Genomic DNA, 25,401 nt, shown 5'->3' with positions numbered 1-25,401 from the left:
GCCCAATGCCGTTGATCCTCAAGCCCGGCACGTCGTGGAACGACGTCTACTCGCAGTGTGTGAAGGCCGCACCCGAAGCGTTCCACGACGATCGGCTGCTCAACCACTTCGGCGGCGAGTGGAGCCGTTCCGGCGAACCGATGCCCGCCACCACGCCGGTCGACGGCTCCACCATCGCGGGCCCGCCGTTCCTCGACTTCGACGTCGCGGGACGAGCCGTGGTCGCGGCCGTCGACCAGCACATCGAGTGGCGCAACGTGCCACTGGCGGAACGCAAGGCGCGTGTGTCAGAGGCCTTGGACGCGCTCACCGAGCACCGCGATCTGTTGTCGTTGCTGCTGGTGTGGGAGATCGGCAAGCCGTGGCGGCTCGCGACGGCCGACGTCGACCGCTGCATCGAGGGCGTGCGCTGGTACGTCGAGGAGATCGACTCGATGCTGGCCGGCCGGGCGCCGCTCAACGGCCCGGTCAGCAACATCGCCTCCTGGAACTACCCGATGAGCGTGCTGATGCACGCGATGCTGGTGCAGGCGCTGGCGGGAAACGCCGTCATCGCCAAGGCGCCGACGGACGGCGGCGTGAGCTGCCTGACGCTCGCGACCGCGCTGGCCGTGCGGTCGGGGCTGCCGTTGACGCTGGTGTCGGGAAGCGGAGCGGAACTCGCACCGGTGCTGGTCGGGTCGTCGTTCCTGGGCTGTGTGTCCTTTGTGGGCGGTCGCGACGTCGGTGGTGCCATTGCGACGCGCCTGGTCGACTCGAACCGGCGGCACGTCCTGGAGCAGGAGGGCCTGAACTGCTGGGGCGTCTGGGAGACCGACTCCTGGGACATGCTCGGCGCGCAGATCCGCAAGGCCTTCGACTACGGCAAGCAGCGCTGCACCGCCTACCCGCGCTACGTCGTGCAGCGGTCGCTGTTCGACAAGTTCCTGAGCGTCTACCTGCCCGCGGTGCGGGACGTGAAGTTCGGCCACCCGCTCGCCGTCGCCTCGCCCGGCGACGAGCTGCCTGAACTGGACTTCGGTCCGTTGATCAACGACGCGAAGGCCAAGGAGCTCGGCGACGTCGTGGACGAGGCGGTCCGGGCCGGTGGCGTGCCGCTGTACCGGGGATCGCCGGACTCCGGCCGGTTCCTGCCGGGCCAGCAGACCGCCGCCTACCTGGCACCGGTCGCGATCCTCGACCCGCCGCGCTCGTCGGTGCTGCACCACGCGGAGCCGTTCGGGCCGGTCGACACGATCGTCCTGGTGGACACCGAGGCCGAGCTGCTGGCCGCGATGAACGCCTCGAACGGCGCCCTGGTCGCCTCTCTGGCCTGCGACGACGAGGCCACGGCTCGTCGGCTGAGCGAGGACGTCCAGGCGTTCAAGGTCGGCATCAACAAGCCGCGGTCGCGGGGTGACCGGGACGAGGTGTTCGGCGGCCGAGGCGCTTCGTGGCGCGGCGCGTTCGTCGGTGGCTCGTTACTCGTGCACGCCGTGACGGAGGGGCCGCCCGACGAACGCCCGTACGGCAACTTCCCCTCCTACTCGCTCTACCCACCCACGTGACGTACCGGGCGGACCTGCTCCGCATCGTGCAGACCGTGGTGGCGCCGAACGCCGCCGACATCGACCAGCACTCCAGATTCCCGCGCGCAGCCCTGAACGCCCTGGGCGCGCGCGGCCTGCTGGGAATGACGATCTCCCGCACGGTCGGCGGAGGAGGCCAGGACGTCCGATCGGCAGGACGCGTGGTCGAAGAGGTCGCGAAGGTTTGCGGCGCAACGGCTTCCGTGCTGCGCTCGCACTACTCCGCCGCCGCCGTGCTGGACCGCTCCGGCCCGCACTGGTTGCGTGCCGAGATCGCGGCGGGCCGGCACCTGTCGACGCTGGCGGCTTTCGGTCCGCCGGGCGAGATGTCGACGCACGGTGACGTGGTTCAGGTGCGGGCGCGCAAGACCTGGGTGATCGCGGCCGGCGAGGCGGACAGCTACGTCTGGTCGTGCGGCTCGGAGTTGGTGCTCGTTCCCGCCGAGGCACCGGGCCTGCTGGTCCCGGCCGATCATGCCGGGATGGGCCTGCGGGGCACCGTCGCCACCTGCGTGGAGGCGGATCCCGTACGGGTACCCGCTTCCAATCTGCTGTGGTCGGAGGAACTCGCGTTCCCGTGGTTCATGGTGCTCGGGGCCGCGGTGTCGCTGGGGCTGATGGAGGGCGCGCTGGCGGCGGCGATCGGGCATCTGGGCGGCGGCGATCCGCGCACACGGTCCGATCTGGCCCGGATGCGGTTGCGGACCGACGCGCTCAGGGTGCTGTACAACGACACGCTGTCCGCCGTGACGTGGCATCCGGAACGATCGGCCGACCGCGTCCGGCTGCTGGCGGTCACCGCGACCGAGGCCGCCGTCGCGGTGACGGACCTGGCGATGAAGGTGTGCGGGGACGCGGCCTTCCGCCGGGACCTGGGCATCGAGCGCCGGTTCCGGGACGCGCGGGCGGCGGCCGCGATCGAGCCGACGGTCGACGTCATGCTGGACTCAGTCGAGCTCTGAGGCCAGCGGCAGGAAGTAGACGAGTGCGTCGTTCACGCCGTCGAGCCCGATGACGTCGTGGGCGATGTCGTCGTAGAACCCGCCCACGAGTCCTGTCTTGATGCCGTGGTTCGCGGCCGTCACCGTCAGGTTCTGGGCCAGGTGACCGGCTTCGGTGAACGCGAACCGCAGCGCCCTCAACCCGTACGTCTGCCGCAGTGCGCCCAGCCTGATGTAAAGAGCCAGGACGGCCGGGGTTCCGCCGAGTTCGGTGGTGCCCTGGCCGAACCACATCGAGGTCGCTTCCAGGTCCTCGATCGACGGCGCCTCGCCGAACCAGGTGAGAGCTCGCTCGACCTCGTTGACCTCATACCGTCCGCGGGCCAGGCCGTCGACGTTCAGGGCGATGAGCCTGATCCGGGCGCAGTACTGGGCGCCCGCGCTCGGGTACGGCCACCTGCCGTCCTTCGGGGACATCGCGTTCCACAGCAGGGTGCCGAGCTGCCCGGCGTCGAGCTCGCCGGTGAGGTCGCGGCTCGTCCTGCGGGCTCTGAGCGTGTCGGTGTCCACTGTGGATGGCAATGAGGTGGTGGCGGGCCAGGACTGCCTTGGTGCCGCCGACTTGCGGGGCAGTTGGTCGTTGAAGCCCGGCAGGAACTTGCTCGCCTCCAGGTAACGGCGGTCCGGCGCGGTCTCGCCGTCGTCGTGGAAGTCCGTCAAACCGTTGGGGGACATGGCGGCGGCCGCGGTCGTCCAGCAGATCATGCGCTCTTCGTTGGGTGTGATGCCCATGCGGTTGAGCAGCATGTGCAGCTGCGAGGCCCAGACGTACGGCAGCCAGACGTCGAGGCGCTGCTTGGCTTCGTTGATCGTGGTGCGCCAATGCGCGATGGCACCTCGTGGTTCGCGGTGCCACCGAGCGGCGAGGTCGCGGCCGCGTTTGGCGAGCAACTGGTTGGCGGCGTGCTGGGATCCGATGGTGGGTGCGGGGGCCCGCTCCTGGACGTTGCGCCAGCCGGAGCCCAGGCTGCGCAGCCAGCTCGCGGCCTGCGGCAGGTTCAGGTCGAGCGCCTTCGCCGTCGCGATCGTCAGGTCGATGGCGGCGGTGAGACGAGCGCTGTCGGTGTGGGTCGCCTTGAGCACCGCGACGGCGACCTCGGTGCTGTGGCAGAACACTTCCTCGGCGATCGGCAGCGCGTCCGGGCCGCCGTACCGTTCGGTCTCCGGGACGTACTCGACCTCGCGGACGTCGCCGTGAGGGAGCCAGTCCGGTTCGCCTTGTTCTTGCTGGAAGTCCTGGGCCGCGATGAGTTCCTCCAGTTGCCGCTGGAGTTTGTCGACGTTCTGCGCGTTCTTGATCCTGACGCGGAGATGCGGCCCGGTCTCCCAGTAGCGCAGGAAGTACCACTCCTGGCCGGCCATCGCGGGGGCCAGCGTCTCGGCGACGAACGTGTCGAGGTCCGCTCGGTTCCAGTTGACCCTGCAGTGCAGGCCGGTCCAGGTCACAGCTGCTCCAACGGTGGTTCAGGGGAACGGGTGGGGATGTCCGGCCTGGAGGTCCAGCCGGGGAAGACCACGTGTCCGGCGGTGCAGGTGGCCGAACGTCATGGGCAGCGTTCCCGGCACGATGACCTTGGCGGAGTGCAGCCCGAGGGTGTTCGCGGTGTGCGGGTCGGACTGGTCGACCGCGATCAGCTCCAGGCCTTTGGCCTTCAGGTCTTCCGTGTAGTGGTCGAGCAGTTCTTTGAGATCTGTGTGGCGTGGCTGGTTGTTCAGGGCTTGCGGGGGTTCGTCGCTTACGAGGGACGCGTATCGGGTTTTGGCCTCTGGCAGCGTGTTGACCGCGACGTGGTCGTCCATGCTTCTGACCTGCGTCGGGTCGTGGAGGAGGCTGAGCAGGCGTTCTCTTTGGTAGTTCTCGGGGTTCTCGCGTGCGCGGTCGGCGAACGCCTCGACGTCCACGGCCACCTCTACCGCCGCCGACCGCATGGCTTTGGTGGGGTCCGGGCTGGCTCCGGCGGCGAAGAACGCCTGGGGCAGGTCGCTTCTTCTGGCTCTGGCCAGGCTCAGCACGGCCGGGATGCCCAGGTCGTTGGTGGCGTCGAGGAACAGGAGCTCGTAGCCGAGTTCCGCCAGCCGGTCGGTGAGGTGGTGCAGCAGCGGTTCGTTCGGGAGCTTGATCTTTCTCAGAGGAGTTTGGGCGTACCAGGCCATCAGGAACGCGTCGCGTTCGGCCACCTCGAACAGGCCGTGCAGCACTGCCTCGGTCAGGCTGTTGCCGAGCCCGCAGCCGTTGGACGTCTCGTGGAGGAACCGTTGCTCTGGCGGTGTGTGCGCGCCCCAGTACGCGACCTGCTCCGGCACCTGGATCGGCTTGCGCCGGGTGTACGACCATCCTGGGGTCCAGCGAATTCGGAGGTCTGGGTGGTAGGTGTTGCCGAAGTCGTTGAGGCCCAGGCGTTCCGGGTCGAGCGCCTGGTCCGGTCCCAGCTCGGCGAACGAGGCTTCGAGGGTGCTCGGGACGCGGGGGCGCATGCCGTTGAGGCGTTCGATCGCCTCGAAGATCGCTACCCGTTCCGCCTCCTCGAACGACGTGGTGCGGCCGTAGCCGGCGGTGTGGGAGTCGAGTTCGGCGGTGACGGTGGCGAGGGGCAGGTTTCCGGTGCGGAACAGGGCGGTGACCGGTCCGTGCCGGAAGTCGACCACCGCGTCCTTCAGTCCGTCCACTGTGGTCTTGTCGTTCGGGGTGCGGAGCTCGCCGGCGGGGGTCGAGGTGTCCTTGTGGGACACGGGTTCCGGGGAACAGCAGTTTCCGGGCGTGATCCGGTGGGTGGACACCAGCCCGAGGTCGGTGCGGATCGCGATCACGGTGTCGCGCTCCTGGCCCTGGAGTGCTGCGACCAGAGGCTGGAACGCCGGTGCGATCAGGCCTTTCAGACGCAGGTTCTGGCGTGGAGCCCGGGCGGTCGCCAGCCGTGCGTTCTCGGCGCAGTCGACGCAGACGTTCGTGGTCGGGCCGATGAGGGTCAGGCCGCCGTCCACGCGGATCATCGGTACGCCTTCAGACCGGCGGAGCGGAGTTCCGGGTCGAGCCGGAGCGGCACGACCCGGACTCCCGGCAGCCTCGCGATCGCCTGCTGGAGCCGTTCTTCGCGGTCTCGCACGTCGGCGGGCCAATGCCATTGCCTGGTGACCCAGTCGGGGTTGTCGGTGGCCCTGCACGGGGTCGCGCCGTTGAGGTGTGCGGTGCCGGTGCGACCTGCCTGCGCGTAGCCGGTGGCGGCGAGGGCCGCGAACGCCACCGCGTCCGCGGCCGTTGCCTCAACGGCCCACGCGAGGATCTGCCTGCCGTTGCTGATCTCCGCCTTGTGCACGCCAGATGCGAGCCGCTCGACCCGGACGACCGCCGGGACACCGAACCTCGCGGTCAACGCCTTCCACCACCGGTGCGCGGTCGGGTCGCCGGTCCACTCGTGTGCGTCAGCCGGCTCGCCGCGGTGGTGGCGCGCGGCCTGGCGCAGTGCCGCGCCGCGGGCGTGGGTCTCGTCGATGCCGATCACGCCGTCGGTCTTGAGGGCGTTGAGGGCCGCGTTGAGGCGGGCGGCGTCGGCTGTGGTGCCGATGCCGAGGGCGTCGCCTGAGGTGGCGAGGTTGGCCGGGACCTGGGCGAGGGGGCCGAACGCCGGGGTGTCGACCGGGCCGAGTTCGTTGTCCGTGAGGGCTTCGAGGGCTCGCCACGGGTCCGCTGTCGGCGGGCCTTGTAGGAGCGGGTGGTAGGTGGCGCGGAGCGGGGTCGCGTGGGCGACCAGGGCCATCGGATAGGTGGGTGTGGGCTCGGTGGTCGCGGGCGTGGTGGCCGGGCCGGTGGTGGCCGGGCCGGTGGTGGTCGCGGGCGTGGTGGCTGGGCCGGTGGTGGCGAGTTCCGCGGCCGGGTCGGGCAGGCCGGCGATGGCACAGGCGAGGCGGTGGATGGCGGCGGATCCGATGAGGGTGGCCAGGATCTCGGATGGTTCGCCGGTGATGCCCAGTCTTGCTGCGGTGCGCATAGTTACTTCAGTGTTGAGTGAAGAGAGGCTTCCAGTGGTGGGCGGGAGGACGTAGCCGACTTCGGTTCCGCAACCCGCCAGGACGGCGAGGGTGCCCGCGGAGACGACGAGTTCCCTGCCGGCGGGTGGGATGGGCGCGTCGCTTCCGTGGAGGAGTCCGGCGGCCGGCTCGCTTTTGTTCGCGTGCGGGGTGATTGGCGCGAGCGTGGTCGTGTGCCCGGCTTCCGTCGTCTGCGCGGCTTCCGCCGTTTGCCCGGCTTCCGCCGCCTGCGCGGCTGTCCCTGACCACCGAACCGTCAGCCCCACCGCCTCCGCCGCCCGAACGGCCGCGCTCTCCAACGGCCCAGGCCCCGACACGACGACCGTGGCCGCGCGAAGCCGCTGCCAAGCCTCCACCGGTGCCGCGGCCGCGGACTCCAGCCAGGCCGCCACGTTCGGCGCGGGCGCGTCGGCTCCCCACGCCGGCATCTCGACCAGCATGTCGTGCTCCCACAACTGCTCCAGGATCAACGAGACCGCCGCCCGCACGGCCGGAGCGGCATCGGACGGCACCTCCAGCGCGGACCGTGGGATCCCGGCTTCCAACTGTGGGGCCAGGCGTTGCCACACCTTCCACAGGCCGGTTCCGCCGGACAGGGTGCAGCTGGACGCCCAGCCGCGCAGGTGCAGGCCGTCGGCGGTCTGGGTGGCGGTGACGACTGGGCGCAGCCGTACGAGCACGCGCGTCACCCCACCTTCGGGAGGGCGGCGAACTGCTCGGCCCAGGTGGTGCCGAGGACCTTCTGCGCGGCGTTGGCCAGGAGGTGGGCGGCGGCGTAGCGCTCCATCGGGGTGACGTCGCAGATCGCCAGCAGTTGGTAGAGGACGTTGGTGCCCAGGCGGTAGACGGTCATCGAGCGTGCGATCGCCGGGTCGGAGAGGTCCACGGTCCACATGGCGGTGTGGTAGTCGGTGAACTTGGTGCGCTCGCCGTAGTTGTAGCGGCGGATGGCGTCCTGGTCGCCTACCTCGTGGGCGCGTTCGCCGTGGCGTGGGTTGGGGTCGGAGGTGAGCTGCCCCGCGTCGTAGCTTTCCTGGGCGGTCAGGCGCAGGGCGATGGTCCAGGTCTGCCAGGCTGCTTCCAGGTGTGTGGTGGGGTGACCCAGGGCTACCTGTTCGACCAGGGCACAGGCGGCGGAAGCGTTTGCGGTCCAGATCGAGTCCAGTTTGGACCGGATGACGCCGTCGGGGTCGCTGGCCAGCAGGAAGTCCTCTACGTGCGAGAGGAACGAGTGGTAGCCGTACTGCAGGCCGGCCGGGTAGCGGCTGGCGTGGACGGCCATCGCGGTCAGGGCGAGTGTCGGGCGTGGCACGGACAGCGAGTGGCGCAGGGCGGGCAGGCCCAGGCGGAGGCCTTCCGCGCGCAGAGCGACGTGTGCTGGAGGGAGGAAGTCGCGGGCGCGAGAGTCGTCGGTCGGCTCGATGCGCACGGAGTTGTTGGGGTGGAACGGAGTGAACGGCGGCAGGAGCAGCTCGGCCACGGCCGCGGACTCGGCGTGCGCGAGCAGCTCGGACTCCGAAAGCTCCACTGTGGACGGGCTCGAAGCCAGGTAGGAGCGGAGCAGGGTCGCCACCAGCAACGCCGCGGTCGGGGCGGACGGGCCGGTCAGCACGACGCGGACGTGCGGGCCGTGCAGCCAGTGGCGTTCGACGTGGCCCACGACGTCGGCGAAAGTGGATTCGGCGGCGGCGAGGGCCGGTAGGACGCCGTCGCGCAGCAGCGGTGCCTTGATCGGGTCGTGGTAGTAGCAGACGACGTCGGTCATCCGGCCCTCCGGTAGGTCTCCGCCACCACTTCGAGCACCTGGCCGGAGGGCACGGGAAGTGCCTCGGTCAGTCGGACGTGGTCGCCGTAGCGGGACGTCAGGCGCGGCAGGCAGCGCAGGTGCAGTGCGTTGGTGAGGTCGGCGTACTGCGGTTTCGGGCCGTTCACGCGGGCCTCGAAGTCCTCGCGGGACGTGATGACGCCACCCATGCCCGCGAACAGCTCCGCGGGCATGCCGTACCGGGCGCGCAGAGACGTCGCGCCGGCCACCGACGAGAACGCCTCCGTCAAGGAAGAAGCCGGGAAGTCCCAGTAGCGGCGGCCGAGCACGACGTCGCGGTAGCGCAGCCGATCGGCGACGCGGACATCACCGGCCACCGAGACCGGCTGCAACGGGGAGAGGTCGGCCGCGCCGCAGGTGAGGTCGGAGTACAGGGCGGCGACGCGGTCGGGTAGCGAGATCGGCATGAGGTAGCCGAGGTAGAGCACGTCCAGCACCGCGCCGTTGTCGCGGCGGCGCAGTCGCAGTTCGTCGTTCTGCTGGTCGTGGAAGACTTCCAGCGCGTCCGGGGTGTAGTCGGCCCAGCGCGGGTCCTCGCCGATCTCCGCGCGTCCGAGCAGAGGGTGCAGGTTCGGGTTGAAGCCCTGTACCGGGCGGTACTCCACGAAACCGCGCGGGAACACACCGTCCAAAGTGGCCCGGACGGTCGCGTACGCCTCGGGTGGCAGCAGATCGAGGAACCGGCCGGGGAAACGGCCGAAGCCGTCGTAGATGTGGTTCACCACCAGGCCGTCCGGTGACGGCTGGGCGAAGAACGAGTACGAGGTCGGCCTGGTCTTCATCCACGCGGGCAGCAGGTCCGCGGCGGCCGTGACGACCTCGTCGGTGATCACGCCGTCCCGCACCAGATCGGCCACCTGGGCCCGGCTCGCCCCGAGACCGCCGGTCGGCGCGCCGGACATGGCCTCGTGGATCAGCGGCGCGCAGGCGGCGAGGCGGGCGGAGCCGCCGTGACCGAACTCCGTGACGAACAGGTCGCGTGAGTGCCGCCGGATCGCGAGGTGCCGGTCGAACAGCATCAGCAACGGAGTCAGGCCGGCCAGCGACCGCACGCCGTCGTATCCGTGCGCACGGCCGAGCCGAACGGGCAACGGCAGCACGACGTCCTCGCTCAACGGCGTCACGTCACCGAGCTCCGTGCCGACGATCGAGCCCAGCTCCTCCCACGACGTGAACAGGGCGGCGAGCGCGGCGGGCCTTGCGGCTGCGTCGATCTCGGCGAACGCCAGGGTGTCCCGGTAGATCGAGATCACCCGGTCGGCGAGCTCGGACCTGCCGGTGTCGCGCAGCCACGAGGCCAGCGCGGGACAGGCCTCGGGGTCCTGCGGGTCGGCGGGCAGCACCGGCACGAGGAGCTTGATGTCGAGCAGCAACGCGACGTAGTGCTGCGCCCGGCCGGACTCGCCGTCGGGCAGGCGGGTCGCGAGGGCGCTGGCGAGCTCGGCGGGGCTGATGCCCTTGGGGTTGGCGCCGGTGAGGCCGACCAGGAACTGCAGCGGCGGGCTGGACGCCAGTTCGACGTCCTCCTCGATGCCGACGTTGGCGCGCAACGGTCCGCGGGCGGGAATGTCACGACGGAACTTCACCTGGCCGCCGTCGGCGTGCACGTCGGGCGCGAGGCGGTGGGGGTGGTCGAAGAGATGACTGCGATCGGCGAGGAGAGCGGTGATCAGCCGGGTCAGCAGCACCTGGTTGACCCGCGTGACGGCGACCGGTGTGCCGAAGTCCGGCGCGGGGGCGTCGGGGGACCAGGTGGCCCAGCCGACCGCCGCGTACCAGGACAGGGGACTGGTCTTCGACGTCGCGCGCAGGGCGTAGCGCAGCACGGTGGGTTCCGCCTTGCGGGAACGCTTGTCGCCGGCGCCGGCGCGGGCGAGGCCCTGCCAGAGGTCGCGGCCGCTGAAGACGGCGGCCTTCCGCACGGACTCGTTGCCGCACAACGACGCGAGCACCTCGCGTTCGGCGGCGAGCGCGTCCGGGAGAAGTCGCTCGATCTCCGCGGTCACGTCAGCGCGTTGATCCATGGCCGACAGCCATTCGCCGAGCTGCGGAAACCGCGACACCAGCCCGTCAACCTCCGCGCGAAGGGAAGGCCGGGGCAACCGTCCGTTGTGGACGTCGCGGCGCAACGGCAGCACGACCGTGCGGTGGTAGGTGTCGGAGTGCGTGCCTGCGCTGTCGTGCAGCAGGTCCGACACCGGGCCGGCCAGTGACAGCAGCGAGGCTTCGAGCGCCGCCAACGTCTCCACCGCCCGCCGGAACGGCGCTGCCGTCGCAGCGCCGTCCGGGTGCGGCAGGGCCGCCAGGCGCACGAGTGCGTATGGCGCTGTTTCTCCCTGCACGCGATCGCTCATGCGTTCTGGACGGGAGGCTGGGTGCAGCTGCTGCACGACGAGCTGCCGCACGAGCACGACGAGGCGCCTCCGGAAGCGCCGGACTCCGGCAGCGCGACCGAGTCGCGCAGGGAGGTGACCGCGAGGTCGCCGAGCTCCAGGTCGTCAGGGTCGAAAGAGAGATCCTTCATGCCGTGTCCTCACGTCTTCAGTTGTTGTTGAACTCGCCCAGGGGCTGTTCAGTCAGGCTGAAGAAACGCGATACGGCACGGATCGCGCTTTGCTTGATCGCACGGCGGCCCTACAGGCGGCCGCGCACCTCGTCGGCCTTGGGTTCGCCCAGTTCCTCGAACAACGTCACGGACTCCAGCCAGCACTTCTCCGCGCCCCGGCGGTCGCCGAGCCCGTCCAGCGCCAGCCCGAGGTTGTCCAGCGACTCGGCCTGCCCGTAGAGGTCGCCGATCGCCCGGAACGTCTCCAGCGCCCGGTCGACGTACGACACGGCCTCGGGGAAGTCGAGCAGGCCCCGGTACACCTCGCCGATGTTGTTGAGCAGGATCGCCTCGCTGTACGGGTCCTTGATGTCCTGGCGGATCTCCAACGCCCGCAGGTACCGCGCCAGCGCGACGTCGAACCGGCCCGCGTCGGCGTGCAGCAGCGCGATGTTGTTCAGCGTCACGGCTTCCGAGTGCCGGTTGCCCAGTTCGCGGGCGATCTCGGCGGACTGCTCGTAGCACGCCAGCGCGTCCTCGGCCCGGCCCAGCACCATGTAGACGATGCCGAGGTTGTTGAGCGTCGGTTCCTGACGGGACCTGTCGCCGGTCGCGCGGAAGATCGCGAGCGCCTGCTGGTTGCACTCGATGGACTCGTCGTGCCGCCGGACCTCGCGCAGCGCGATGCCCAGCGTGATCAGCATCCTGCCCTCGGCGCTGCGGTCACCGACCGATCGTGCGGCGGCCAGCGCGACGCCGTGCGTGTCGATCCAGTCCGCCCAGTGCTTGCGCAGGTTGAAGAAGTCCCACAGGCATTGAGCGAGGCTCCAGGAGTGCTCCGGCAGCTCGTGCCCGGCGGCGTCGCGCACCGCCGCGACGAGGTTCGCGCGTTCGGTGTCGCACCACAGCAGAGCGGCGTCGCGGTCGGCGAACGAACGTGCGTGCACGACCGGGTCCGCGGGGCTGATCTCCAGCTTGCGCTGCGGGTTGAGCTGCTGCGCGCTCTGCCACGACGTGTGCACGTACCAGTCGAGCACGCGGCGCCGCGCCAACGTGCGAACGGGCGGCGGTTCGGCGGCGGTGACCTGCTCGACGGCGTACGTGCGCAGCAGGTCGTGCAGGCTGTAGCGGCCGGGGGTGTGTTGCTGCAACAGGTGTTCGTCGAGCAACGTCTCCAGCAGGTCGCCCGCCTCGTGCGGGGTCAGCCCGGCGAGTGCGGCGGCCGAGTCGGCGGAGAAGTCCTCCCCCGGATGGAGTCCGAGGAGTCGAAACAGGCGCCTCTGGTTGTCCGGCAGCGCCTGGTACGAGAGGTCGAACACGCCCCGGACACCGAGACCCCCTCCCCGCTCGAGCCGGTCCACCAGGTCGCGCATCGTCCACTGTGGACGACGGGCGAGCCGTTTGGCGGCCAGCGCGACGGCGATCGGCAGGTGCCCGCACAGCTCCGCGATCTGTTCCGCTGCCTCGAGATCGGCCTGCACGCGGTCCTCGCCGGCGATCCTGGAGAGCAGCGCGAGCGCCTCACCGGAGGTGAAGACGTCGAGGAAGAGTGACCTCACGCCGTCCAGCCGCAGGAGCGTGCGGCGGCTGGTGATCAGCACCATGCAGGTGGAGCTGCCCGGCAGCAACGGCCGCACCTGGTCCTCGCCGGCGGCGTTGTCGAGCAGCACCAACGCGCGCTTGCCCGTCAGCCGGTCGCGGTAGAGCGCGGCCCGTTCCTCCAGCGACGCCGGGATCTGCCCGCCGGGTACGCCGAGCAGCCGCAGGAAGCTCTCCAGCACGGCGGACGGGTCCGCGGGCAGCTCGTCGGCGTCGAAGCCGTGCAAGTCGGCCCACAGTTGCACATCCGGATAACGCTGAACGAGCTGGTGCGCCGCACGGACGGCCAGCTTCGTCTTGCCGACCCCGGCCATGCCCTCGATCGCGGAGATCACGACGGTGGTCTGCGGCCCCGGTTCGCACAGCCGCCGCAGCTCGGACTCCCGGCCGGTGAACTCGGCGATGTCCATCGGCAGCTGGCGATGCGCGTTCAAAGCCGCGGGCGAGGGCACCCGGCTTTCGAGGATCACCTGCTGCAACTGGCGCAATCGCGCGCCCGGCTCGACGCCGACCTGCTCGACCATGTGCTTGCGGGCCGTCGCAAAGGCTTCGAGCGCCTCGCTGCGACGGCCCGAGCGGTCCAGCGCCAGCATCAGCTGGACCCAGAGCTCCTCGCGCAACGGGTGCAGCGCGGTCTCCCGCCGCAGCCGGTCGATCACGTCGTCGATCCGGCCGAGCTCCAGCGAGGTCTTCGCGAACCGCTCGACGGCGGTGAGGCGGCGTTCCTGGATCCGGGTGAACTCGGCGCGCAGCAACGGTCCCGCGTTGAGCTCGGCGGTCGGGATGCCGTGCCACCGGCCCAGCGCCTGGCCGAAGAGGTCCGCCGCCGCTTCCGTGTCGGTGTCCGCCAGGGCGTTCTCGCCGTCGCGCACGAGCTGGTCGAACGCGTCGAGGTCCAGCTCGCCGGGTTCGACCACGAGCTGGTAGCCGTGGCCCGGATGCGTTATCAGTCGTTCACCGAGGACCTTGCGCAACCCGGCGACGTACGTGCGCAGGTTCGACTCGGGTGACACCGGCGGCGAATCCCAGACGGCGTCTGTCAGCTGTGCGACGCTGACCGCCTCGTTCGCGTGCAGCAACAGCATGGTGAGCACCGCGCGCTGCCGGGGTCCGCCCAGCTCCAGCAGTGTGCCCGTCCGCCGTACCGCCAGCGAACCGAGCAGCAGGAACTCCACGGGTATATCGCTCCTCGATGATCCAGGCGTTGGGGTGCACAGCCATCCTCGCGCACTTCCTGAACGTCTGTGCACGGCCTGGGCGAAATCTGTGCACGCCGCCTGTCATCTTTGTGTCCAGATCCGGTACCTGCGCCGCCGGGCCCGAGAAACTCCCGGGATTGGGGGTCGGCGCAGTTGCCGGATCTGGTTCCCCCAGAACCCGGCCGACGTGTGAAAGTCACCGCGCACGTCGGCCACCTTTCGCAAGACCGGTGGCCCGGACGGGTCCCCCAGACTGCACCGGGCCACCACCTTGCGATCGGGCTCTCAGCGAGCCCAGCGGGCGCGCAGAGTTCCCGCGAAAGCCTCGAATTCGGCCGTCATCGACACTTCGTCCGGTTGGAGCAGCCACTGCTGCTGCAATCCGTCGATCACCGCGATCGTCGTGCGCACGATCGAACCGACCGGGGCGTCCGCCGCGATCTCGCCGCGTTCCTGGCCTGAACGCACGGCATCGCCCAGCCATCGCTGCAATCCGCTGTAGTGCTCCCGCACCCACGTGTGCGCGGGGTGGGCGGGTTCGGTCGCCTCGGCGGCCAGTCGCACGAACAGGCCGACCAGGTGCGGCCGCGTCGAGTTGCGCGCCACCAGTGCGGCCAGCGCGTCGAACGCCGCCCAGCCCAGCGGAGGACCCGCGCTCCCGGCCAGGAAGTCGCCGTCCTGCCTGTCGCGTTCCTCCAGCACGGCCGTCAGCAACGCCGCCTTGCTCGGGAAGTGGTGCAGCAGACCGGACTGCGAGAGCCCCGTCCTGGCGGCCACGGCCGCCACCGAGGTTCCCTTGAAACCGGTCAGCGCGAACAGTTCGGTCGCGACGGCCACCGCTTTGGCCCGGGACTCCTCACCGGAGACGTCCACCCGCGACTTGGCCCGGTACCGGGGCGGGACCGACACGGCGTCACCTCACTCCTGATCAGCGGGCAGGGTAACGCGGACGTCGCCGAGCCCGCGGGCGATCAGCACCTCGCCGCCGCCGATCGGCTGCCAGCCGTCCGCCCAGACCCGTTGCACACGCCGGGAGCACGACACGTCGACCTGCACGGTCTCGCCCGCGGCGACGTCCGCGACCGCCCAGCCGATGAGCCGGACGGGTTCGCCGGCCGGCCGCAGGTAGACCTGCACGACCTCGCGTCCGGGGCGTTCGCCGGTGTTGGTGAGCTCCACCGACACCGAGCCGATCACACCATCCACAGTGGACTGAGAGGCGGCGCCGTACTCCCAGGTCGTGTAGCCGAGGCCGTGGCCGAACCAGAACAGCGGATCGGTCGCGCCCCGGTAGCCGATGGCGGTGCCTTCGGAGTACACCAGTTCGCCGTTGGACGGAATCAGCGGCAACGCGTCGAAGTCGGTGCGAGGGAACGTCGTCACCAGGCGCCCTGCCGGTTCGATGTGGCCGAGCAACGCGGCTGCCACGGCGTCCCCGGCCTCCTGTCCGGGCAACCCTGCCCACAGCACGGCGTCGACCTGTGCGAGCCACGGCATGAGCACCGGCGTGGCGGCGTTCACCACGACGACCGTGCGCTGTGCGGCCGCCGCCACCGCCGCGACCAGCGCGTCCTGCTCGCCGGGCAACGCGAGCGTGGCCTTGTCGAAGCCCTCGGTCTCCTGCTCCTCGGTGAGGCCGACGACCACGACCGCCACGTCGGCCTCGCGCGCGGCCCGCACCGCGGCACCGATCGCGTCGGCGGGAGCGCGGGGGACCGGCTGGGTGATCAGGCCGACCAGCGCGCTGGCCTCGCGGACGCGGGCCGTGATCCGGTCGCCGGGAGACAGCACGACCTCGGCCGTCCAGTGCGGCGGCTTCAGCAGCGCCTCCTCGACGATGCCGTTGGCCCAGGCCAGAAGCGTGGCGTACTGACCCCCGGCGACGTCGAGCGTCCAGTCGCCGAACCCGCGCACGCCGATCAGCATCCGCGTCGGCTCGTCCAGCACGACCTCGCCGGACACCTCGATCGACGACGCGCCCTGCGCCCATCCGCCGTACGCCGCGAGTTCGGCGATCTCCATCTCGCGTGACGCCAGCACCTCGCCGTCCGCGTCGTACGTCGTGGCGCGGATGTCCTTGAGCACCCCGGGACCGGGAGCGGCGTACCGCAGCCGGACCTCCACACCGTCCACAACGGACACCGCCGAGCCGAGCCGCGAGGTCAGGCCGTCCGCGATGCTGATGACGTGCGGTGGCCGCACCCCGGCCGAACCGCCGCCCTGCGCGACGGTGTCGATCGCGTGCCGTCCGATCAGCGCCACGCTGGAATCCCGCAACGGCAGCACGCCGGAGTTCTTCAGCACGGTCATGCCACCCGCCGCGAACCTCCGCAGCTGCTCGCGGCGAACCTCGCTGTCCGGCGCGGGCAGGTCCTGCGGCCAGGCGCGCTGCTCACCCAGCGCCCCGGTCCGCGACGCCAGGAGCAGCAACCGGCCCAGGTGGTCGTCGATGACCGACTCGGCGACCTCGCCGGCTTTCACGGCCGCGACCAGCTTGTCCTCCCACGGACCGCCCGGACCGGGCATGACCAGGTCGAGGCCGCCGTTCGCGCTCGCCGCCGTGGACTTCGTGGCGAACCAGTCGGACATGAGCAGGCCGTCGAACCCCCACTCGCCCTTCAGCACGCCCTCGACCAGTTCGGTGTGCTCGGTCGCGGGGATGCCGTTGATGTTGTTGTAGGCCGCCATGATCGCCCACGGCGCGGAGTCCTCGACCACGATCTCGAACGGCAGCAGGTAGATCTCGCGCAACGTCTTCTCGTCCAGCACCATGCTCGCCGTGCGCCGCTCGGTCTCGGACTCGTTCGCGACGTAGTGCTTCGGCGTCGCCCCGATGCCCTTGTCCTGCAACCCGTGCACGTACGCGGCGGCGATCACGCCGGTGAGCAGCGGATCTTCGCTGTAGGCCTCGAACAGCCGGCCGCCGAGAGCCGTCCGGTGCAGGTTGATCGTCGGGCCGAGCACGACGTGGACCTGTTGTGCCGCCGCCTCGTCCGCGAGCACCTCGCCGACCTCGCGGGCCAGCGCCGGGTCCCAGTGCTGGGCGAGCAACGTGGCGTTCGGCAGCACGCACGCGATCGTGCCGCCCCGCAGTTCGGCGCCGCGGACACCGGTCGGGCCGTCGGACACCTTCAGCGATGCCAGGCCGATCTCCGGCTCCGGGTGCAGCGCGAACAGCGCGGAACCGGTCAGCAGCCGGACCTTGCGAGGCAGGTCCAGGCTCGCAAGCACCTTCTCGATGTCCATGCGTCCGAGCACACCAGAAGGACCGACTGAGTGGTCGGTCGGTACATCTTCCTGTTATCGCTCGGTTACCTCGCGGTGATGTGACGCCACGCGGCACACCCGTGGCACGCCTCTACCTATGTCCAAGGGGAGGGGAATGGTGATGAAGATCGAGGTGCGGCTGCTCGGGCCGCTCGAGGTGCGCGGACCGAACGGGCCGGTGCACTTCACCGGGGCGCGGCGGCGGGCCGTGTTCGCGTTGCTGGCGTTGCGGACCGGCCGGTTGGTGTCGAGATCGGCGCTGGTCGACGGCCTGTGGGGCGAGGACGTGCCACCCACGGGGACCAAGACGCTGCAGGGGCACATCGCGAAGGTCCGAAGAGCGCTGGAGCTGGCCGGCGCGGACGGCGTGGTGCTGACGCGCGAACCCGGCTACCTGCTCGACGTCACGCAGGTCGTGGTCGACGTCGAGGAGTTCGACGAACACCTGCGCTGTGGCAGATATGCGGAGGCGCTGGCGTTGCATCGCGGCGATCCGCTGGCGGACTGCCCGGTCGAGGGCTGGGCGGGCGCCGAGATCGTGCGGCTGCGGGAGGCGGTGGCGTTCGCGGAGGAGAACCAGGCGGCGGCGCTGTGCCTGGACGGCCGGTACGCCGAGGCGATCACGCAGCTCCAACGGCTGGTCACGCTCTACCCGCTGCGGGAGTCGCTGTGGGAGCTGCTGATGGAGGCCCAGCACCGGGCGGGCCGCGCCGGTGACGCGCTGCGGACCTATCGGCGGGTGCGGGCGCTGCTGGTGGAGGAGTTCGGCATGGAACCCGGTTCGGCGTTGCGGCGCAGGGAGGCCGCGGTCCTCGCCGGGTGAGCTGAAGCGCCGTGGCCCGTGTCGGGGGTGCGGGCCACGGCACTTCAGCGACCGGTCAGTGCTTCCCCCTCGGAGGCACTCGCCGGAGGTGGGTCGTGGCTCGCCCTGGGGGGTGCGAGCCACGACCCGGCCCGAACTGGTACCAATGCTGCGCAACCGCGGTGGCCAACCGGCTGCCGCGCGGTGGTCAAGATCAGCTGGGCTGGTACGAACAGTGGTAACCCGTGGTCACGGCCTCGCGCAACGCGTCCGCCGTCGACTGGTCGGTCGCCGCGATGGTGTCGATGGCGCGGCGGATCGCCTTGCGCACGGCGGTTCTGGCGCGTTCGGCCGGGCCCGCGAAGTTCCGGCCGCGGCCACCCATGCCGGTCTCGCGTTCGAGATGGCTGAGCAACGCCTCCAACTCGGCCTCGGCGCGCGGCGTGGGGTTGTCGTCGAGCTGCGCGCGAAGGTCGCGGATGCGCGTGAGATAGGCGGCGCGAGCCACCGGGTCGAGCACCGGCTGGTTGCCGCTGTCCTGTCCTCCCACGAGTTCCAGCGCGGCGATCTCGACGCCCGGATCAGCGACGAGCCGCGCGAGGTAGCGCATGCCCACGAGGTCCTCGACGCGGGTTTCCTTGCCCTGGTGGGAGACGATCCACCACGCGTTCTCCCGGCGGATCACGATCCGGCCGGACAGCCCGTCGCGGGTCTTCGCCCACATCGCGGCGCGCGCGGTCATGCCGATCGCGTTCGCGTCGCTGATGGCGACGTCGAACAACGCCCTGCCCCGCTCGCCACCGACCGTCTGGGCCAGCGTGGCGCGGGCGTAGGCGGTCATCGGCAGGTTGCCGAGCCGGATGTTCGTGGTGACGGCGCGTTCCAGGTGTTCGGTGGCGAGCGAGGGCTCGCCGAACGTCGTGGCGGCGATGCCCAGCAGCAGTTCGGTCGAGCCGAAGCAGACGATCGCCGTCGCCGGCACGACGGGCAGTGGCGCGAACGGTTCGAGCAGCCGGTAGGCCTCGCGGGCGATGTCCGCCTCGCCCAGCGCTGCGGCCACGTGCACCACGCAGAACATGCAGGTGATCCAGGTGCTGGACAACGGAACCGCCGTGAGTCCGTTGATGGTCAGCCGATGCAACGCCGACCGCGCGCGATCCCGTTGTCCCGCCTCGAGTGCCAGCAACGCGAGCGCGGCCTCGAAGCTGAACTCCAGGTCCGGCAGCGTAGGGGAGTGCGTGACCTGCTCGGCCAGGTCGACGAGTTCGCCGCCGCGGCCCTGCAACCAGCGGATCGCGAACAGATGCGTGCTGTGGAACGTCTCCGCGTCCACGTCGCCCGCCTCGAGCCCGAGCCTCAGACAGGCCAGGGACTTCTGCTCGGCCTCGGCGAACCGGCCGGCGCGGATCGTCCGCATGACGTCCATCGCGGCGTGGAAGAACAGCAGCCCCGGATAGCCGGACGCCCGCCGGGCCAGCTCGACCTGCGACCGTTCCGCGTGCGGATCGCCCAGGCAGAACAGGTCCATCGTGCGGCGGCACAGGCCGCTGAGCGCCAACAGGTCCAGCCCCGCCGCCGAGGCCACGGCGATCAGCTCGTCGGCCAGCGCCAGCCGGTGGGCCGTGTGCTCCGGAGACCACAACGCGTGATGTGCCAACGACAAGGCCTCGGCCAAGGTCAGCTGGTCACCGGTGTTCCTGGCCTGCTCCAACGCTTCCAGCACGCACTCGGTCTCGCGCCGGTCGTAGGCCTGCTCGGCCGCGAGCCTCGTGACCAGCCGGGTGTGCAGCGGTTCGGGAGGCTGTGCGGCGACGGCCTCGCGCAGCCGGGCGATCGCCAGCGCGCGGTCGGCCCGGCCGCGGAACTTGTTGACCCACATGCCCGGCAGCCCGAGTGCCGCCTCCGGGTCACCGTCGCGCGCGGCCTGGTCGAGCAGGTCCCGTGCCTCGGTGATCCTGCCCCTGGCCAGCGCGGCGTGCGCTCGTTCCACGAGCCGGACCGCGTCGTCCAGCGCGGTGCTGCCGGTGGAGGTGACAACGATGACGACCGGTAGGTGATGCACGTTCCCGGCCACCAGCCGGGTCAGCTGGAACGCTTCTTCGCCCGCCACGTCGACGTCGTCGATCAGGATCAACGCGGGCGTGCGCTTGAGGACGTCGACGACCTTCTGCGCGCAGACGTCGGGTTCGGCGTCCAGCGCCGCCGCGTCGCCACCGAGGCCGGCGAGGATCGCGTGCCACGGCCAGTACGCCGGAGCGTCCGCGCGGCAGGTCGTCCAGACGACGGCCAGCCCCTGCGCCTGTGCCTGCTCCACGGCCTGGACCAGGTACTGCGTCCGTTCGGCGCCCGGCGGCCGGGTGACCGCGACGAGCTGCCCAGACCCCAGTTTCGCCCGTTCGAACGCCGACTCCGGCACCAGCACCGCTTCACCCTCGAATGCACTTCTTCAGCCAGGACTGGGGAAACCTAGCGGAGGACGGCGACCGGCACGTACGCGGTCAACACGCATTTAAGGATGAAGGTTCTGGTGCGTTGATGCGAACAGCGGATCGGTGTAGTCCGTGATGCGGGCATGGTCCCGCGCGATCTGCTGATATGCCGAGGCTGCGGGGGAGGGCGTGAAGACGTCGGCCGTCGTGACCATCGCCTTGACGGCGCTGTCCCAGTCGGGGTGCACGCCGCTGCCGACCGCCGCGCAGATCGCGGCGCCCAGACCGGCGGCGTCGCTCATCCTCGTGCGCCGCACCGGCCGTCCGAACACGTCGGCGAAGATCTGCATCACCAGGTCGGACCGCGACCCGCCGCCGGACACGATCAGCTCGGGGAACTCGCGACCCAACGCCTCGGCCATCGACGTGCTGTGCCGGTTCATGGTCAGAGCGATGCCCTCCAGGATCGACCGGTACACGTGGTAGCGGCCTTGGGTGCCGTCGAACCCGAGGAGTGCGCCGCGCCGGTATGGGTGGTCGCCGGGTGCGAGCCAGTCCAGAACGGTCATCAGCCCGCCGCAGCCCGGTTCGACGTTCGCCGCACCTGCCTCCAGCTCGCCCAGGTCGGAGTCGACCAGCTGGCGGTACCAGCTGACCGTCCACATGCCGCGCCGGATTCCGTTGCTCTCGTACAGGTACTTCCCCGGTACGGAGCCGAAGTTCGACCAGAAGCGGCCTTCCGGGTCGACGGTGTGCCGGTCTCCGGTGGTCATCGCGGCGATGTAGGTGCCCAGCGACACCAGCAGCTCGTCGCCGAGCCCGCTGCCCAGCGCCTCGACCGCCTTGTCGTTCGAGGTCGCGTACACCGGCAGCCCGGCCGGGAGACCGGTCGCTTCGGAGGCCTCCACCGTGACGTTCCCGAGCAGCGCGCCGGGGTCGACGAGGTCGAACAGCTGCTCGCGGCGCATGCCGGTGTCCGCATAGGACGGTGATGAATCCGGCCAGAGCCAGGTCTCGTGGTCGATCGGCCACATGCCTTCGTAGTTGCCGGCCGTGTCGCGCCGCTCGCCGGTGAGCCGGAGCGTCACGTGTCCCGAGGAGGTCGTGACGTACCGGATCGCCTTGTCGTCCCACTGCGGCCGGCCGAGTCTGTCGTCCATCCAGCTCAGCAACGGCTCCGCCAGCGTCCCGTCAGCTTGGAGCAACGCCCGGCAGAAGCGGATCGTGCACAGCCCGACGCCCGCGATCTCGCCCGACGCGCCGGTGAACCGTTGCATGGCCTCGGTGCAGGCCTCGGCGATCGAGTCCCACACGTCGTCGTCCGGGTGCACGACCTGGCCCGGCCGCGGGTGCTCGTACGGCCGCAGTGGGCGCTGGGCCGAGGCGTGCACCCGCCCGAACTCGTCGACGATCGACACCTTCGTGCTCTGCGAGCCGTTGTCGATCGCGATCAGGTAGCTCATGACACCGGGAAGATCGTGCCGGCGTTCATGATCCCGTTCGGGTCGAAGCCGCGCTTGAGCACCTCCAGGAGGTGGTAGGCGCTCCCGTGCTCCGCGCGCGTCCACGGCGTGCGGTACTTGCCGATACCGTGGTGGTGCACCATCGAACCGCCCAGCCGCAGCGACTCCTCGACGATGATCGCGTTGAGTGGGATGTGGTACTCGGTGATCTCCTGCTCCGGCTCGCAGGTGATGTCGTAGTCGTAGACGAAGTAGAGGTTCGTGCCGGTCTGGTAGCTGTGCGACGAGTGCGCGCCGAGCATCGTGAGGTCGGCGAAGCGCGGGAACTCGGTCCGCACCCGGTTCATGATCGCGTCGTACAGCGGCGTGACGTTGGACCAGTCGACCGAGACCTCGGTGGTGTAGCCGAGGTGCCGCGTCTCCAGCATCGCGCGCTTCTCGGCGTCGATCTTGTCCTGGCCCCAGTTGAGGTTGTCGAACCACTCGACGATCAGCTTCGGGTCGACGGCCTCGGTGCCCGCGAACGTCTTCTCGATCGCCTCGGCGGTGGCGCGCGCGATGCCCTCGGGGCCCTCCGCGACGAGCACGACGACGTTCTTGTCGTTCGAGAAGTGGCTGAAGTGCTGGTTCGCGTCCTCGGGCGAGTAGACACGGCACACGCTCGGCCGGTAGCCATCGGTGATCAACGTCCGCAGCCTCTCGACCGCGTCACCGAAGTCGTCGGTGAGGAAGCCGAAGTAGTGGTTGTGCTCCGGCTGGTAGCGGAACAGCTTCACGGTGACCTCGGTGATCACGCACAGCGCGCCCTCGTTGCCGATCACGACGTGCCGGATGTCCGGGCCGGCCGCGCGGCGCGGGACGTTCTTGATCCGGGTGACCGTGCCGTCCGGGAACACCGCCTCCAGGCCCACGACCATGTCCTCGATCCCGCCGTACAGCGTGGAGAACTGGCCGATCGACCGGGTCGCGACCAGGCCGCCCATCTGCGCGAGCGGCTTGGACTGCGGCGAGTGGCCGGTCGTCAGTCCCCGTTCGCGCAGCGCGTCCTCCAGCTGCTGCAACGGAACGCCGCACTGCGCGGTGACCATCATGTTCACCGGGTCGATCCGGACGATGGCGTCCATTGTGGAACCGTCGAGCACGACGGTGTTCTCCACCAACGTCTCCAGCCCGCCCTCGGTCGCGGTGCGGCCGGTGCGCGGGACGACGTTGATCCGGTGGTCGTTGGCGAACGCCAGCACCTTCGAGACCTCGTCGGTGGTCGAAGGCTTCACGATCGCGGCCGGGATCGGGCCGGTGAAGATGCCGTGCACGGAGGTGTACTTGCGGAACCTGTCGACGCTCGCGTCCCGCAGTTCGTGCTCGTCGGTGTCGACCTTTTCGGAGCCGAGCAGGTCGGTGAGCCCGGCGACGATCTGCTCGCGGCTCAGGTCGGAGGCGGAGGGGACGGAGGGCGGCGGTGCAGGAAACATGGCTCTGCCTTCAGAGAGTCAGCGAACGAGGTATCCGCCGTCGACCACCAGCGTGTGGCCGTTGACGTAGTCGGAGGCGCGGCAGGCGAGGAACACCAGCGCGCCCATGAGGTCGCTCGGATCGCCCCAGCGACCGGCCGGGATGTGGTCGATCACGCGCTGGTTGGTCTCGGGATCGGACCGGGTGGCCTCGGTGATCTTCGTGGCGAAGTAACCCGGCGCCAGCGCGTTGACCTGGATGTTGTGCTGTGCCAGCTCGTCGCAGTAGGCCTTGGTGAACCCGGCGATGCCGTGCTTGGTCGCGGCGTAGGCGGGGGACTGGCGGCCGCCCAGGAACGAGAACAGCGACGCGATGTTGATGATCTTCCCGGACCGCTGCGGGATCATGTACCTGGTCGCCTCGTGGGCCAGTTCGAAGGCCGCGGTCAGGTTGATCGCGATCATCGGGTCCCACTTGGCGCGGTCGAAGTTCTCCACGTCGTCGAGCAGGCTGATGCCGGCCGAGTTGACGACGATGTCGACGGATCCGAACTGCTCGAAGCACGCGTCCACAACGGACGCGCACGCGCCCGGTGCCGTGATGTCGGCGGTCATCTCGGCGAACCGCTGTCCTTGCGCTTCCACGAGTTTCTGCGTCTCGCCGTCGTCGGACACCAGGCTCGGCACGAACACGTCGGCCCCGGCGGCGGCCAGGCCGAGCGCGAACGCCTGGCCCAGCCCCGTGTTGCCGCCGGTGACGATCGCGTTCTTCCCCTTGAGGGAGAACAGGTCCAACCCGAAGTCCATCAGATGCTCCCAAACGGGTCGGACACAGCGACATAAGTGGTTTCGAGGTACTCCTCGATGCCCTCGGCGCCGCCTTCGCGGCCGATGCCCGAGTGCTTGACCCCGCCGAACGGCGCGGCGGGGTTCGACACGATTCCCGTGTTGAGGCCGAGCATCCCGGTCTCCAGGGACTCGGCGAGCCGCAGACCTCGATCGAGGTCACGGGTGTAGGCGAAGCACACCAGGCCGTACTCGGTGGCGTTGGCCAGCCGGACCGCTTCTTCCTCGGTCTCGAACGTGACGATCGGCGCGACCGGCCCGAAGATCTCCTCCTTCAGCAGGCGGGCGTCGGCGGGCACGTCGGTGAGCACGGTCGCCTCGTAGAAGAAACCCTTGCCCTCCAACGCGACTCCGCCGAGTGCGAGCTGAGCCCCGTGGTCCAGGGCGTCGTCGACCAGTTCGGTCACCTTCGCGCGGGTCTTGGCGTCGACCAGCGGTCCGAGCGGGTAGTCCTTCATGCGTTCGGCCAGCTTCGCCGTGAACTCCCCGGCGACCGAGGAATGCACCAGGAACCGGTTCGCCGCCACGCAGGCCTCGCCGCCGTTGCGCAGCTTGGCCAGCACCGCTCCGTCAGCCGCCGCGTCGATGTCGGCGTCGGCGAAGACGAGGAACGGTGCGTTGCCGCCCAGTTCCATCGAGACCCGCAGCACCTGGTCGGCGGACTGCGCGATCAGCTTCTTGCCGACGGCCGTCGACCCGGTGAACGACAGCTTGCGCAGCCGCGGATCGGTGAGCAGCGGGCCGGTGACCGCGCCCGGATCGGTCGTGGTGATCACGTTGAGCACGCCCGCCGGAAGTCCGGCCTCGGCCAGCACCTCGGCGAACAGCAACGCCGTCAACGGGGTGAGCTCGGCGGGCTTGAGCACCATGGTGCAGCCCGCCGCGATCGCCGGGGCGATCTTGCGGGTGGCCATGGCGAGCGGGAAGTTCCACGGTGTCACGAACAGGCACGGCCCGACCGGTCGTTTCACCGTGACCAGGCGGTTGCGGCCGTCCGGCGCGGTCGTGAACCGGCCGGAGATCCGCGGCGCCTCCTCCGAGAACCACCGCAGGAACTCCGCGCCGTACGCGACCTCGGCCCGTGACTCGGCCAGCGGCTTGCCCATCTCCGAGGTGATGAGCCGCGCGAACTCCTCGGTCCGCGCGGTCACCAGCTCGAAGGCCTTGCGCAGGATCTCGGCCCGCACCCGTGGAGCGGTCCTGCCCCACGCGGCCTGAGCGGCGACGGCGGCATCGAGTGCTTTCACGCCATCTTGAGGCGTGGCTTCGGCGACCTGCGCCAGAACCTCCTCTGTGGACGGATCCAGCACCTCGAACGTGCGGCCGTCGCTCGAATCGAGCCACTTGCCGTCGATGTACAACTTGGTGAGCATGGCGTGT

General features: G+C 70.2%; 17 protein-coding genes. 3 read left to right on the top strand and 14 right to left on the bottom strand.

Going from position 1 to position 25,401, the window contains the following annotated elements; genetic code table 11:
• Positions 1-5 precede the first annotated feature (5 nt).
• Both BM417_RS09970 and BM417_RS09965 read left to right on the top strand, forming a co-directional pair.
• Positions 6-1,547 (top strand): aldehyde dehydrogenase family protein, encoded by a 1,542-nt coding sequence (locus tag BM417_RS09970; RefSeq protein WP_093590347.1) that lies wholly within the window; start codon positions 6-8, stop codon positions 1,545-1,547.
• A complete protein-coding gene (locus BM417_RS09965) occupies positions 1,544-2,530 on the top strand; it encodes an acyl-CoA dehydrogenase family protein (RefSeq protein WP_093590344.1) in 987 nt (328 codons plus the stop codon). The genes BM417_RS09970 and BM417_RS09965 overlap by 4 nt, the downstream gene beginning before the upstream one ends.
• Here the strand turns inward: BM417_RS09965 and BM417_RS09960 are convergent.
• The 9 genes from BM417_RS09960 to BM417_RS09925 all read right to left on the bottom strand — a co-directional run bounded on the left by BM417_RS09960 (position 2,516) and on the right by BM417_RS09925 (position 17,009).
• On the bottom strand, positions 2,516-4,015 hold the full coding sequence (locus tag BM417_RS09960; protein ID WP_093590341.1) for a thiopeptide-type bacteriocin biosynthesis protein: 1,500 nt from the start codon (positions 4,013-4,015) through the stop codon (positions 2,516-2,518). The two genes, BM417_RS09965 and BM417_RS09960, sit on opposite strands and share 15 nt — an antisense overlap.
• Before the next feature lie 18 nt (positions 4,016-4,033).
• Positions 4,034-5,560 (bottom strand): YcaO-like family protein, encoded by a 1,527-nt coding sequence (locus BM417_RS09955; RefSeq protein WP_177320356.1) that lies wholly within the window; start codon positions 5,558-5,560, stop codon positions 4,034-4,036.
• Positions 5,557-7,284 carry a hypothetical protein gene (locus tag BM417_RS47665; RefSeq protein ID WP_177320355.1) on the bottom strand — a complete coding sequence of 576 codons (1,728 nt, stop codon included), beginning with the start codon at positions 7,282-7,284 and terminating at the stop codon, positions 5,557-5,559. Before BM417_RS47665 ends, BM417_RS09955 begins: the two co-directional genes overlap by 4 nt.
• A complete protein-coding gene (locus BM417_RS09945) occupies positions 7,281-8,360 on the bottom strand; it encodes a hypothetical protein (protein ID WP_093590332.1) in 1,080 nt (359 codons plus the stop codon). The genes BM417_RS47665 and BM417_RS09945 overlap by 4 nt, the downstream gene beginning before the upstream one ends.
• Entirely contained in the window at positions 8,357-10,774 is a 2,418-nt protein-coding gene (locus BM417_RS09940; RefSeq protein WP_093590329.1) for a lantibiotic dehydratase, read from the bottom strand. Before BM417_RS09940 ends, BM417_RS09945 begins: the two co-directional genes overlap by 4 nt.
• Positions 10,771-10,944 carry a thiazolylpeptide-type bacteriocin gene (locus BM417_RS46535; protein WP_094030699.1) on the bottom strand — a complete coding sequence of 58 codons (174 nt, stop codon included), beginning with the start codon at positions 10,942-10,944 and terminating at the stop codon, positions 10,771-10,773. Before BM417_RS46535 ends, BM417_RS09940 begins: the two co-directional genes overlap by 4 nt.
• Positions 10,945-11,054: 110 nt before the next feature.
• Positions 11,055-13,739 carry an AfsR/SARP family transcriptional regulator gene (locus BM417_RS09935; RefSeq protein WP_093590326.1) on the bottom strand — a complete coding sequence of 895 codons (2,685 nt, stop codon included), beginning with the start codon at positions 13,737-13,739 and terminating at the stop codon, positions 11,055-11,057.
• 309 nt (positions 13,740-14,048) lie between these two features.
• Entirely contained in the window at positions 14,049-14,672 is a 624-nt protein-coding gene (locus tag BM417_RS09930) for a TetR/AcrR family transcriptional regulator (protein WP_093590323.1), read from the bottom strand.
• Positions 14,673-14,681: 9 nt separating this feature from the next.
• Positions 14,682-17,009: a glycoside hydrolase family 3 protein gene (locus BM417_RS09925; RefSeq protein WP_093590320.1), complete on the bottom strand. Its 2,328-nt coding sequence runs from the start codon at positions 17,007-17,009 to the stop codon at positions 14,682-14,684.
• 142 nt (positions 17,010-17,151) lie between these two features.
• Here BM417_RS09925 and BM417_RS09920 point away from each other — a divergent pair, with 142 nt between their 5' ends.
• Positions 17,152-17,853: an AfsR/SARP family transcriptional regulator gene (locus tag BM417_RS09920; protein ID WP_177320354.1), complete on the top strand. Its 702-nt coding sequence runs from the start codon at positions 17,152-17,154 to the stop codon at positions 17,851-17,853.
• Positions 17,854-18,046: 193 nt separating this feature from the next.
• On the opposite strand, the gene BM417_RS09915 is transcribed toward BM417_RS09920, so the two are convergent.
• The 5 genes from BM417_RS09915 to BM417_RS09895 form a co-directional block, all read right to left on the bottom strand.
• Positions 18,047-20,254, bottom strand: a complete 2,208-nt coding sequence (locus BM417_RS09915; protein WP_093590314.1) for a hypothetical protein — start codon at positions 20,252-20,254, stop codon at positions 18,047-18,049.
• 87 nt (positions 20,255-20,341) lie between these two features.
• Positions 20,342-21,724, bottom strand: a complete 1,383-nt coding sequence (locus BM417_RS09910; RefSeq protein WP_093590311.1) for an FGGY-family carbohydrate kinase — start codon at positions 21,722-21,724, stop codon at positions 20,342-20,344.
• Positions 21,721-23,196, bottom strand: coding sequence for an FAD-binding oxidoreductase (locus BM417_RS09905; RefSeq protein WP_093590308.1), 1,476 nt, complete (start codon positions 23,194-23,196; stop codon positions 21,721-21,723). Before BM417_RS09905 ends, BM417_RS09910 begins: the two co-directional genes overlap by 4 nt.
• An 18-nt stretch (positions 23,197-23,214) precedes the next feature.
• Positions 23,215-23,982: an SDR family oxidoreductase gene (locus BM417_RS09900; protein ID WP_093590305.1), complete on the bottom strand. Its 768-nt coding sequence runs from the start codon at positions 23,980-23,982 to the stop codon at positions 23,215-23,217.
• Positions 23,982-25,394, bottom strand: coding sequence for an NAD-dependent succinate-semialdehyde dehydrogenase (locus tag BM417_RS09895; protein WP_093590302.1), 1,413 nt, complete (start codon positions 25,392-25,394; stop codon positions 23,982-23,984). Before BM417_RS09895 ends, BM417_RS09900 begins: the two co-directional genes overlap by 1 nt.
• Positions 25,395-25,401: the final 7 nt, after the last annotated feature.

The organism is Lentzea waywayandensis (assembly GCF_900115955.1).
Classification (GTDB): domain Bacteria; phylum Actinomycetota; class Actinomycetes; order Mycobacteriales; family Pseudonocardiaceae; genus Lentzea; species Lentzea waywayandensis.
Note: the sequence above shows the minus strand (reverse complement) of the source record. Positions and strands in the feature narration are given on the sequence as shown.

Excerpts from the sequence above, each read along its gene's own strand:
- BM417_RS09955 (WP_177320356.1), bottom strand. The coding sequence starts at position 5,560 with ATGATCCGCGTGGACGGCGGCCTGACCCTCATCGGCCCGACCACGAAC.
- BM417_RS09970 (WP_093590347.1), top strand. The coding sequence starts at position 6 with ATGCCGTTGATCCTCAAGCCCGGCACGTCGTGGAACGACGTCTACTCG.
- BM417_RS09900 (WP_093590305.1), bottom strand. The coding sequence starts at position 23,982 with ATGGACTTCGGGTTGGACCTGTTCTCCCTCAAGGGGAAGAACGCGATC.
- BM417_RS46535 (WP_094030699.1), bottom strand. The coding sequence starts at position 10,944 with ATGAAGGATCTCTCTTTCGACCCTGACGACCTGGAGCTCGGCGACCTC.
- BM417_RS09920 (WP_177320354.1), top strand. The coding sequence starts at position 17,152 with ATGAAGATCGAGGTGCGGCTGCTCGGGCCGCTCGAGGTGCGCGGACCG.
- BM417_RS09895 (WP_093590302.1), bottom strand. The coding sequence starts at position 25,394 with ATGCTCACCAAGTTGTACATCGACGGCAAGTGGCTCGATTCGAGCGAC.
- BM417_RS09945 (WP_093590332.1), bottom strand. The coding sequence starts at position 8,360 with ATGACCGACGTCGTCTGCTACTACCACGACCCGATCAAGGCACCGCTG.
- BM417_RS09925 (WP_093590320.1), bottom strand. The coding sequence starts at position 17,009 with ATGGACATCGAGAAGGTGCTTGCGAGCCTGGACCTGCCTCGCAAGGTC.
- BM417_RS09940 (WP_093590329.1), bottom strand. The coding sequence starts at position 10,774 with ATGAGCGATCGCGTGCAGGGAGAAACAGCGCCATACGCACTCGTGCGC.
- BM417_RS09910 (WP_093590311.1), bottom strand. The coding sequence starts at position 21,724 with ATGAGCTACCTGATCGCGATCGACAACGGCTCGCAGAGCACGAAGGTG.
- BM417_RS09905 (WP_093590308.1), bottom strand. The coding sequence starts at position 23,196 with ATGTTTCCTGCACCGCCGCCCTCCGTCCCCTCCGCCTCCGACCTGAGC.